At 50.4% G+C, this 10332-nt stretch carries 9 protein-coding genes and 1 pseudogene; 4 read left to right on the plus strand and 6 right to left on the minus strand.

The annotated features are described in order from the left end of the window. The 5 genes from sufU to sufC all read right to left on the minus strand — a co-directional run. Window positions 1-458, minus strand: a 458-nt coding sequence (gene sufU, locus RWJ43_RS04175) for a Fe-S cluster assembly sulfur transfer protein SufU (RefSeq protein WP_314008136.1), incomplete at its 3' end; no start/stop codon positions are given. Window positions 459-476: 18 nt separating this feature from the next. Next, complete coding sequence (locus RWJ43_RS04180) at window positions 477-1748, minus strand: SufS family cysteine desulfurase (protein ID WP_314008139.1); 1272 nt, start codon at window positions 1746-1748, stop codon at window positions 477-479. Beyond that, on the minus strand, window positions 1748-2941 hold the full coding sequence (locus tag RWJ43_RS04185) for a SufD family Fe-S cluster assembly protein (protein ID WP_314008141.1): 1194 nt from the start codon (window positions 2939-2941) through the stop codon (window positions 1748-1750). Before RWJ43_RS04185 ends, RWJ43_RS04180 begins: the two co-directional genes overlap by 1 nt. Then, window positions 2941-4359 (minus strand): Fe-S cluster assembly protein SufB, encoded by a 1419-nt coding sequence (sufB, locus tag RWJ43_RS04190; protein WP_314008144.1) that lies wholly within the window; start codon window positions 4357-4359, stop codon window positions 2941-2943. Before sufB ends, RWJ43_RS04185 begins: the two co-directional genes overlap by 1 nt. Then, a complete protein-coding gene (gene sufC, locus RWJ43_RS04195; protein ID WP_314008147.1) occupies window positions 4359-5126 on the minus strand; it encodes a Fe-S cluster assembly ATPase SufC in 768 nt (255 codons plus the stop codon). The genes sufB and sufC overlap by 1 nt, the downstream gene beginning before the upstream one ends. 334 nt (window positions 5127-5460) lie before the next feature. Between sufC and hisS the strand changes: the two genes are divergently transcribed. After that, window positions 5461-6771, plus strand: a complete 1311-nt coding sequence (gene hisS, locus RWJ43_RS04200; RefSeq protein ID WP_314008149.1) for a histidine--tRNA ligase — start codon at window positions 5461-5463, stop codon at window positions 6769-6771. 61 nt (window positions 6772-6832) lie between these two features. On the opposite strand, the gene RWJ43_RS04205 is transcribed toward hisS, so the two are convergent. Continuing rightward, window positions 6833-8338: a Na+/H+ antiporter NhaC family protein gene (locus tag RWJ43_RS04205; RefSeq protein WP_314008151.1), complete on the minus strand. Its 1506-nt coding sequence runs from the start codon at window positions 8336-8338 to the stop codon at window positions 6833-6835. Window positions 8339-8383: 45 nt separating this feature from the next. Here RWJ43_RS04205 and RWJ43_RS04210 point away from each other — a divergent pair, with 45 nt between their 5' ends. From RWJ43_RS04210 to RWJ43_RS04220, 3 genes and pseudogenes are all read left to right on the plus strand, one after another. Beyond that, window positions 8384-9325 carry a LysR family transcriptional regulator gene (locus tag RWJ43_RS04210; protein ID WP_314008154.1) on the plus strand — a complete coding sequence of 314 codons (942 nt, stop codon included), beginning with the start codon at window positions 8384-8386 and terminating at the stop codon, window positions 9323-9325. Between the two features lies 1 nt (window position 9326). Then, window positions 9327-10064, plus strand: a complete 738-nt coding sequence (locus tag RWJ43_RS04215) for an RluA family pseudouridine synthase (protein WP_314008156.1) — start codon at window positions 9327-9329, stop codon at window positions 10062-10064. 87 nt (window positions 10065-10151) lie between these two features. Continuing rightward, window positions 10152-10332 (plus strand): annotated as a pseudogene (locus RWJ43_RS04220) (iron hydrogenase); the annotation flags it as partial.

Here is a 10332-nt window from a genome sequence, read left to right on the forward strand (position 1 = left end):
GTAGACGCGCCGGCTGCAGCAGAACCGCTGTTGTGGGCCTCAAGCATCTCCTCGAGCGTGTGCCATGCCAGTTCAGCGCACTTAACGCGTGCGGGCATGTGAGCGATGTCGTGCAGAATGTTGGCATCTTCCAGCTGGTCAAGCACAGCCTCGTCGGTCTCTTCTCCGCGAATCATGCGTTCGAAGAGTTTACAAAGCTCAATGGCCTCTTCTGGGGTGCGGTCAATCATCAGATCGCTCATGATGTCGGCCGACGCCTGAGAAATTGCGCATCCGCTGCCCACAAAAGCAGCCTCGGCAATCTTTCCGTCCTCAATACGCACGGAAAACGTCAGCTCATCGCCACAAGAAGGGTTAACACCCTCGTGGGAGACGGTTGGGTTGTCCATCTGATATTTGTAATCGGGGTGAGAAACGTGGTCCATAAACTCAGCGTTATACAGGTCGTTTGCTGCCACTTATTTCAACTCCTTGTTTTATTTGTTGCTGACCGCACTGCCAAAGATCTTCCATACCTGGTTAAGACCCTCGATCAGCTGGTCAATGTCGTGTTTATCGTTGTAGAACGCAACGGATGCGCGGCAGGTGCTGGACTCGTGCAACTCAATCAGAAGCGGCTCGGCGCAGTGATGACCAGCGCGAATGCAAACGTTGTTCATGTCTAGGATGCTCGAGACGTCGTGTGGATGAACGCCGCGCACGTTAAACGCCACAGCGCCCACGTGGTTTTGTCCCAGCTTAGAGCCAACGATGTCAACAAAGTCCAGCGTGCACAATTGCTGCACCAAGTATCTGGCGAGAAGTTCTTCTCGCTTCTCGATCTTTGCCATGTCCAAGCCGTTGAGGTATTCGACAGCAACACCGGTAGCATAGATACCTGCAGCGTCCTGCGTACCCGCCTCAAACTTCTCGGGAACAGGAGCCCAAACGGCGCTGGTCTCGGTGACGGAATCAATCATCTCACCGCCGGTAAGGAATGGCGGCATGGCATCAAGCAGCTCAGAGCGGCCCCAAAGCACACCAATGCCCATAGGTCCGCACATCTTGTGTGCCGAGAAAGCCAACAGGTCGCAGTCAAGATCGTGCACGTCAATAGGGATGTGGGGTGCGGATTGGGCGGCGTCGACAACCATGTAGGCGCCCATAGTGTGAGCGCGTTTGGCAATGGCCTTGATGTCGTTGTGAGTTCCCAGCACGTTGGAGACGTGTGTGACAGACACAATCTTTGCTCGCTCGGTGATCTTTGACGCAATCTCTTCAGGCGTAATTTGGTACTGCGAATTCATGCGCAGGTACACCAGATTAGCGCCGGTAGCTTTACAAATCTGCTGCCAAGGGATGATATTGGAGTGGTGTTCCATAATGGAAATGACCACGTCATCGCCTGGTTTGAGTGCATAGCGGCCAAGGCTTGAAGCAACCAGATTAAGCGCCTCAGAAGTGTTGCGCGTAAAGATAATCTGCTGGCTTTCTGGCTTGCCGTTTTTATCGACAGCTCCAATGAACTTTGCAATCGAAGCGCGAGCTCCCTCGATAGCTGCGGTTGCTTCCACACTCCAACGGTACAATCCGCGCAGAGCGTTTGCGTTCATGGTCTCGTAGAAGCTAGACTGCGCCTCAATAACCGCACGGGGACGCTGAGAAGTAGCAGCGCTGTCCAAGTAAGCTACCTCGGGGTTTGCAGCCAGAATTGGAAAATCTGCCTTGTAAGGGTTATCGGTAATCTGAGCAACTTCTGCGTCGGTCATTACGCGACACCACCTTTGCTGGAATCGGCTTTAGCGCCGGAATCCCTGCCATCGCTGGCAGCCAGGGAGTTGCCAGCTGCGTCGTCACTAGCTGCAGCTTCGTCATAGTCGTGAGCAATTTCTGCGCCCAGCTCAGCCTCGCAACGCTCAACAGCCACGCGGTGGGAAATCTCCTCAGGCGCGTTGATGATGGCGTCTTCAAAGAGAGCGCGTATAAACAGCTGCTCAGCAGCCTGGCGAGAAAGTCCTCGAGCTGCAAGGTAATCAAGCTGCTCAGGGGAGACGGATCCGATGGTAGCTCCGTGGTTACCAGCAACATCGTCTTCATCACAGAGAATAACAGGCATGGTCTTGTTGACAACGTCGTCACCAAGAATCATGACCGTTTCAATTTCGTTGCCCTGGGCATCCTTTGCGCCGCGGACAAGATCGATGGTTGCGCGAAGCGTCTTCTTAGCTGCCTCGTTAAGGACGCCAGACTCGGTGAGCTGCGCGCGCGTAGAGGTACCACGCATGCGTACCAGGTGGTTAATATCAAGCGTCTCTTCGTGGGTAGCGTGATAGCGATTATTGAGGTCAAGGCGAGCTCGAGCGCCAACTAAGTTAGCGGTGAGTCCAAGACCGATAGTTGATCCACCCAGAGCGTATTGCTTAACGTCAACAGCCGCGTTCTGGTGAATCTCAAGGCCAACGCTTTCAAGGTGCTGCTGGCCCTCGTTGACGCCAAGCATCTCAATAAGGTGCAGCTTAGCACCAGCCTCAACCACAATACGGGTGAGCGCAGCGCTGGTTGGAAGCGCGTCGTCGTTCGCGGCGCCGCCCGCAGGTGCGCCGTCGCTCGCATCGCCTGCAAACGCAGCGATAACTACGGTAGCCTCGGCACCTTCGCGTACAATGATGCCGGTGTTAGCACACTGGTTTTGAGCAGCAGAAACGGCAACAACAATAGGATCTTCTCGCTTGGTACGAGCGGGAACGTTGTAGAAATCAGACTTGAATGCCTGTGACTCTACGTAGTCAGTAACCTCCTGGCCCATTCCACACTCAATGCGCTCAAAAAGGCGAGGTAGAGGCAGGTACACTGTGCCTGCATCAGCGTGATTAGGGACGGTAACCGACAGTGAGTTAGCGCGTAGACGGTTCCATGTCTGAGCTGCAGGAACGTTGGCGCGATTAATCAAAACGTTATCCATTAGCCAATCGCTCCTTCCATCTCAAGTTTAATCAGGTTATTCATCTCAACGGCGTACTCCATTGGGAGCTCCTTTGAGACAGGGTTTGCAAATCCGTTTACTACCATGGTGCGAGCCTCAGCCTCAGAGCAACCACGGCTCATCAGGTACAAAACGGTGTCGTCAGAAATGCGGCCAATAGTTGCCTCGTGACCAATCTGAGCAGTCGCATTGCGAACATCCATCTCTGGGATGGTGTCGGAGCGGCTGATGTTATCCAGCATCAGCGACTGGCACGAGAACGCCACGCGAGCGTTTTCTGCCTTGCGTCCAACGGTCACGGCTGAGCGGAAAGTGTTGACGCCGCCATCCTTGGAGATGGACTTAGTGTCAACGTTTGCCGAGTTGTTGGAGCCGTTGATAATCACCTTGCAGCCTGTATCCAGGTCTTGCGTAGCGCCTGCAAACGTAATACCGGTGAACTCACAGTTAGAAGAATCGCCGTTCATGATCGTAGAAGGATAGAGGTAGGAAACGTGGCTACCAAAAGAGCCCGAGACCCACTCCATCTTTGCATTGCTGCCAATAATGGCGCGCTTGGTGTTGAGGTTGTACATGTTCTTTGACCAGTTTTCGATGGTCGAGTAACGCAGACGAGCGCCGTCTTTAACAAAGAGCTCAACAGCTCCTGCGTGAAGGTTTGCTGCATAGTACTTAGGTGCGGAGCAACCCTCAATAAAGTGCAGGTCAGCGCCTTCCTCAACAATAATAAGCGTGTGCTCAAACTGGCCAGCACCTTGAGCGTTCAACCTAAAGTAGCTCTGAAGTGGGTAGTCCAGAGTGACATTCTTGGGAACATACACAAAAGAACCGCCAGACCAAACGGCATAGTGCAGAGCCGCAAACTTGTGATCTGTTGGAGGAATCAGCTTGCCAAAGTACTCTTTAACAACAGGCTCCCACTGCGGATCGTGCAGAGCATCCTCAATGGTGGTGTAAATAACGCCCTGCTCAGCAACTTCCTCGCGCATGTTGTGATAGACAATCTCGGAATCGTACTGAGCACCAACACCAGCCAGGCTCTCTGCCTCTGCCTGCGGAATGCCCAGACGATCAAAGGTATCCCTAATATCCTCAGGTACATCGTCCCAGCTATTTGCCTGCTGAGTCTTTGGCGAGACATACGTGGAGATATGGTTCAAATCCAGACCTGCAATAGAAGGTCCCCAGTTGGTAGCCATCTGGCGCTGGTGATAGGTTTCCAGGGCCGACAACCTCATCTGGAGCATCCACTCGGGCTCTTCTTTTTTCTCGGAAATAGCACGCACAATTTCTGGCGTAAGGCCATCATCGTAGCGCTCGTAACCCTCTTCGGACTTGGTGAAGTCGTAGAGAGAGCGGTCTACGTCAGCGACCTCAGATCGCTTCTTCTCGCTCACTAGTTAGCACCGCCCTCATCAGACTGGTTCTCAAAACGCTCAAAGCCCTCGTGGTCAATCTGGTTGATGAGATCAGCAGGACCGTCTGCCACCAGGTGACCCTTAACCATAACGTGAGTGCGGTCAATCTCAAGGCGCTCAAGAATGCGGGTGTTGTGAGTAATGATGAGCAGCGAGCCGTCACAGGTCTCGCGATATGCCTGAATACCCTTTGAAACAACGGAGAGTGCGTCAACGTCCAGGCCGGAGTCGGTCTCGTCAAGAATAGCAAGTTTAGGCTGAAGCAGCAAAAGCTGGAGCATCTCAACCTTTTTCTTTTCGCCACCAGAGAAGCCAACGTTAAGCTCGCGCATCAAGAATCCCTGGTCAAGCTCGAGCTGATCAGAAATTTGACCAACACGCTGACGGAACTGACGAGCAGTCATCTTAAGCTCAGGGCGCATTTGCGTAATGGTACGCAGGAATGAATAAAGAGGAACGCCAGGAACCTCAACAGGCGCCTGATAGGAGAGGAAGATGCCTGCAAGGGAGCGCTTATCTGCAGCAAGCTCAGTTACATCCTCGCCGTTAAAGATAAGAGAACCTTCGGTAATCTTATAGGTAGGATCACCCATAATGACGCGGCCAAGTGTTGATTTACCTGCGCCGTTAGGTCCCATCAGAACGTGAGCCTGGCCATCACCAATGCTCAGATCAATTGAATGCAGGATGGATTTCTCCTCGGTACCTGCAGAAATTCCGTGTACACGGAGTAGCTCAGTTGCCATAAATCTCTCTCCAAATATCTCTACGTGCAAGCACGTGATACGTTTGTGACTAGCAAGTTTGGGCAGCTCTAGGGCGAGCAAAACCTTGTGCTAGTGCGGTTTTGTGGCAAAGACAAACGCCAATGTCACCGATGTTTTTGTCATACCCCAAAATCCGCTAATTCATACTAAATGGTAGGAATTAAAATGCAACCCTCACATACGCACTTTTTTACGTTTTCTAGAAAATAATCGGATTTTTTCATAGGTTTCAAAAGTTATAAAAGCTTTTCTGCGCCAGAGCTGTCTCTCATGGGTAAACTAGAAACATCTATGTTTGTAACAAGGAGGATTCATGGGTCAGAGAATTCAAGGTACCGAAGATCTTTACGGCGGCTATATGCGCTCTTGGGAGCATATGCAAGATGTTGCCCGCCATCTGTTTGGTACTTATGGCTTTGACCGCATTGAGACTCCTGCACTTGAGCAGGTAGATACCTTTGTTCACGGTATTGGTGAGTCAACCGATGTAGTACGCAAAGAGATGTTCCGTGTTTTTTCAGGCGCTCTACTTGATGATTTGCTGGCTGCCGGTAATGAGTCCGGTCTTAAGCCTCGTCAGCGTATGGCTATGCGTCCTGAGGGAACTGCTGGTGTGGTTCGCGCTGCCGTTGAGCACAACTGTGTGCCACAGGGAGGAACTCCTGCAAAACTTTGGTACGCCGAGTCAATGTTCAGGGGAGAGCGTCCTCAGAAAGGCCGTCTGCGCCAGTTCCACCAGGTAGGTGTCGAGTGGCTTGGAGCCTCTGATCCAGCTGCCGATGCAGAGTCCATCATCATGTTGATGAAGTTCTACGAGCAGATGGGTTTCTCGCCAGCTGATATGAAGCTCATGATTAACTCCATGGGTGATGCGGAGTGCCGTCCTGCATATCGCGAGAAGGTCAAGCAGTTCATTCTTGATCACAAGGATGAGATGTGTGAGGACTGTCTTGAGCGTGCAGAGATCAATCCGCTTCGTGCGTTTGACTGCAAAAACGAGAGTTGTCATGCGGTCATGAAGGACGCTCCACTGATTTCTGACAACCTGTGTGATGATTGTCGTGCTCACTATGAGCAGGTCAAGGCGTATCTGGATGCTGCGGGTATTTCATACGTTGAGGATCCAACACTTGTTCGTGGCCTGGATTACTACACGCGTACCGTCTTTGAGGTAGAGATTCCAAACGCTGGTGTTGGCGCCATTGGCGGCGGCGGTCGTTATGACGGTCTTGTTGAGCTTGAAGGTGGAAAGCCAACTCCAGGTGTCGGTTTTGCTGTTGGTTTTGAGCGCATTATGCTTGCGCTGGAGGCTCTTGGTGTTGCAGCCGAGCCAGCAGCTCCAAGCTGTGTTTATGTTGCCTGCGCAGGTGCTGAGCAGGCTCCTGTTGTATTTGATGCTGTGCTGGCGCTACGTGAGGCTGGCATTAGATGTGAGGCTGATCGCACTGGTCGTTCGCTGAAGGCTCAGTTTAAGCAGGCAGATAAGATGGGTGCAACGCTTTGTGTGGTTATTGGTCCAGATGAGGTTGAAGCTGGTGCGGTAACTCTTCGTGACATGGAGTCTCACGAGCAGGTACAGGTGCCTGCCGACCAGCTTGTTGCTGAGGTTAAAGCCAGACAGTAACAATAGGACTAGAAGTCAAATTTAAACCCTCTCGTGTCTGTGAATCGGGAGGGTTTGTTTGTTAAGCAACCTTTACGGCAGGAAGACTTGCGGTAGAGTCTGCGGACTCTGAATCCTCTACGCGTGGCCATGAGCAGCTGCGGACATCGTCAGAGGTGAGGCCAAGCCAACGAGCACGATGACCGTCAATTTTTGCTGGACGTCGATGGAGCCACAGAGAAATTCCCAGAGTCCAAAGAGGAAGCAAATAGAGGAAGCTTGCAGCTAGAAGGCTCATTGAAGGTGCGCCAATTGCAGAGAGTACCGAGATGTTTGAGATGGACCACGGTACCAGAGGAGCAAGAATTACAGCGCTATTCTCGATATCCAAAGCAAGGGCGCTTGAAGAGTTTTCTGCGTTCTCGCACAGATCGTTTGTCAGCATAATAGCCAGGGTCTGGTTGCAAGAAACCATTGAGGTAAACATGCTGGTAATCAGAACGCCAAAGAAAGGCGTGGAGTTATCGGAGAGGTCAGCCACCAGCTGGCACATACGGCGAAGCAGGCCAGTTGTCTGGAAAAGACCAGCGTAGCTTGAAGAAATGGTTACGATTGTCAAGACGTTCATCATGGAGAAAACGCCGCCACCATTCACCATGTTTGCAACGGTAGCTCCTGGAGCACGAAGACCAAAGAGCAGGATGACTGGCAGATCTGCAAGAGGAACTCGCTGGACGGTGACACACAGAACGCAGGCAAGTACCAAGCTGGATGCCATGGTAACAATGACGTCAACTTTAAGAAGCGAGAAAACAATTACAAGCAGTGCTGGTGTAAGCGAAATCAAAGAAAGCCTAAAGGAACGGCTCAGAAGACCAGTAACATCGGGGATAGTTCCCGTGTTTGCCATGAAGAAGTCCCAAGCCACGTAGATAACACATGCAGCAATAAAAGGCACCACGCTAGTACGAAGCATACGATTGATGTTCTTGGATAGATTGGTATCGGTGAGTTGCGAAACAAGGATTGCGCTGGTAGACATAGGGGAGCAACGATCGCCAAAGTAGCTACCTGCAAGAACAGCGCCACCAATAAAGAACTCGCTTGCTCCAATTGCCTTACCAATAGACATGCAGATGATGCCCATGGTTGCAGCGGTACCAAATGCGGTACCCAAAAGCATGGACATCATGGTGCAGAGTAAGAAGGTTGCCAGAATAAAGATAGATGGAGAAATAAATGAAGCAGAAATGCTGACAATCTCTGGAATGGTTCCAGCTGCTCGCCATGCTGCACTCATAGCGCCTACAACAGCAAACAGCGCAATGATTGTTTTAACTTCCCAGACAGATTCAAAGGATGCTAAAAGAAGCTTTTTTGCAGAGATTTTGCGAGAAAGTCCGTAACCAAAAAAGAGGAAGAAACCAATGGTCAAGATAGATGTAAGGGGAAAAGATAGGGCTGTACCTACGATGAGCATCACCGCAAAGGCACTTAGTACTATTAGCTCTACCATGCATCCACTCCAAACGAATTTCTTGTGTAAATAGAGTAGACAACTAAAAAGTTGAAGTCCAACTGTTTTCAATGGTTATAATTACAAGTAATTTTTGTAATTCAGTGGGAGAGAAAAATGAACTTTCAAACCATGGATTATTTTGTTGCCGTTGCAGAAGAAAAGAGTTTCACCAAGGCAGCTGAGCGCCTGAGTGTAACGCAGCAAACGCTCTCGGCAAATATCGCAGCCGCAGAGAAAGAACTTGGCTCTAAACTGCTAGAACGCACCGTCCCGCTGTCTCTAACGTTTGCAGGAGAAGAGTTCTTGCGGTATGCGCGCAAATTCCAAGCACAGCGTCGCGCCATGGATCAAGAGTTTCTTGATATTGCAGGTAATGAGCGAGGTCGCCTGCGTGTTGGTGTCACCGCAACACGAGGCCACATCATCATGCCGCGCTCCATTGCCGCTTTTCAAAAACTGCACCCAAACATCTCCATTGAGCTTGATGAGGGCGAGAATGACGAGCTAGTTGAGTGGCTTTCTGAAGGTCAACTTGACTTGATTGTTGCAACCGTCAATTCCACATCATATGACCTTGTTGTTAAAAAACTGTTTGACGAGAAGATCGTTCTGGTTGTCTCTCAAGCGCTTCTTGAGTCTCTGTATGCAGATAAGGTTGACTCGGTTGTCTCGCAAGTTAAAAAGACGGGGAAGCTCACGGCCTTGGAGGCTTGTCCTTTTCTAACAGTTGGTAAGCGAGACATTGCAGGTAGTTTTGCTCGCCACGCGTTTGCGGCATCGGGCATATCTCCCACTATCAAAGTTATGTCCAGAAACTCCGAGACGCTTTTGGCGCTTGCCATGAGAGGGGTTGGCGCGTGCTTCTTGCCATCTGAGCTGGTGGCCTCTTCTTACTACGACTTTGAAACGTCTGGTCTTCACATCATTGAGCTAGGAAAAGAGATGTCATATTCGGTCAGTGTTGCCTGGCGACGCACCGACCACGTGTGGAGCACAATTGAGTCATTTGCTCAGGTGCTTTCTGAGCAGCGGTATGTAGTTAAGCGAGGAGAGTAGCATGGATGTGCTTCAGACTGACAGTAATCTTGAGATTTTGTATAAAGATGAGTATCTGCTTGCCGTGAATAAACCTGCGGGAATTATCGTTCATGCAGACGGCACCAATGAACCCTCGTTAACCGATGTAGTTTGCGAGAATCTCCGTGCACTTGAGGGTTCAAGAGAGGTAGATCTTTCCCAAGTCCAAGCTCTGAATCGCCTTGATAGAGAGACTACGGGCATAGTGCTCTTCTCGCTCAAAAAAGAAACGCAGTCGCAGTTTGATCAGCTTATTGCCTCTAAGGAGCTTTCCAAAGAGTATCTTGCAGCTGTTAAGGGAGCGTTTGAGCCAAATAAACTGCTGATAGATAAGGCAATTGGAAAAGATCGTCATGACGCACAGAAGATGAGGGTCTCAGCAACAGGCAAGCCTTCTCAAACAGAGGCGCGCCTCATTAAGGTTGCATCGTCAGCACAAGGTCAAACTCAAAGCTTGTTGCTGGTCAATTTGCTGACAGGAAGAAAGCATCAAATTAGAGTGCATCTCTCGTCACTTGGATTTCCTCTGGTAGGAGATGCGTTATACGGAGGAGTGTCTTCTTTGCAGCGCGGAGCAAAAAAGAAACATAAAGCGCAGCCGTTAATGCTGCATGCACATCGCGTTGAATTTATTCATCCAGTCACGAGCGCAAAAATTGTGATTAAAACGGACATTCCAGAGCGATTTTCTTATTTTGGTGTCACTGAGGTGGACTAATAGTACATACTTTGTGATAGAGACATACATTCATTTTGTGCAAATACGTTACCCAGACGTGCATAAAGTGAACGAGGAGGGGGAGAAATGCCTGGCACAATGCGAGGTGTCTATACCAACCTGACTGAAATTCGCAGGAAGGTATTTAAAGAGGTTTCAGCGCTTGCGTATGAAAAAGCAGATAAGAGCGTTGATGAAATTGCTCGTCAGATGGAAGAGCTGCCTTACAAGATTATTCCTGGTGATATTGCAACATATCGCGAGAGCG

The organism is Lancefieldella parvula (genome assembly GCF_963530955.1).
Classification (GTDB): domain Bacteria; phylum Actinomycetota; class Coriobacteriia; order Coriobacteriales; family Atopobiaceae; genus Lancefieldella; species Lancefieldella parvula_A.

What these genes read in the sequence shown, in the direction of transcription:
- RWJ43_RS04210 (WP_314008154.1), top strand. Translation starts at nt 8,384, where the DNA reads ATGAACTTTCAAACCATGGATTATTTTGTTGCCGTTGCAGAAGAAAAG.
- RWJ43_RS04215 (WP_314008156.1), top strand. Translation starts at nt 9,327, where the DNA reads ATGGATGTGCTTCAGACTGACAGTAATCTTGAGATTTTGTATAAAGAT.
- hisS (WP_314008149.1), top strand. Translation starts at nt 5,461, where the DNA reads ATGGGTCAGAGAATTCAAGGTACCGAAGATCTTTACGGCGGCTATATG.
- sufC (WP_314008147.1), bottom strand. Translation starts at nt 5,126, where the DNA reads ATGGCAACTGAGCTACTCCGTGTACACGGAATTTCTGCAGGTACCGAG.
- RWJ43_RS04185 (WP_314008141.1), bottom strand. Translation starts at nt 2,941, where the DNA reads ATGGATAACGTTTTGATTAATCGCGCCAACGTTCCTGCAGCTCAGACA.
- RWJ43_RS04180 (WP_314008139.1), bottom strand. Translation starts at nt 1,748, where the DNA reads ATGACCGACGCAGAAGTTGCTCAGATTACCGATAACCCTTACAAGGCA.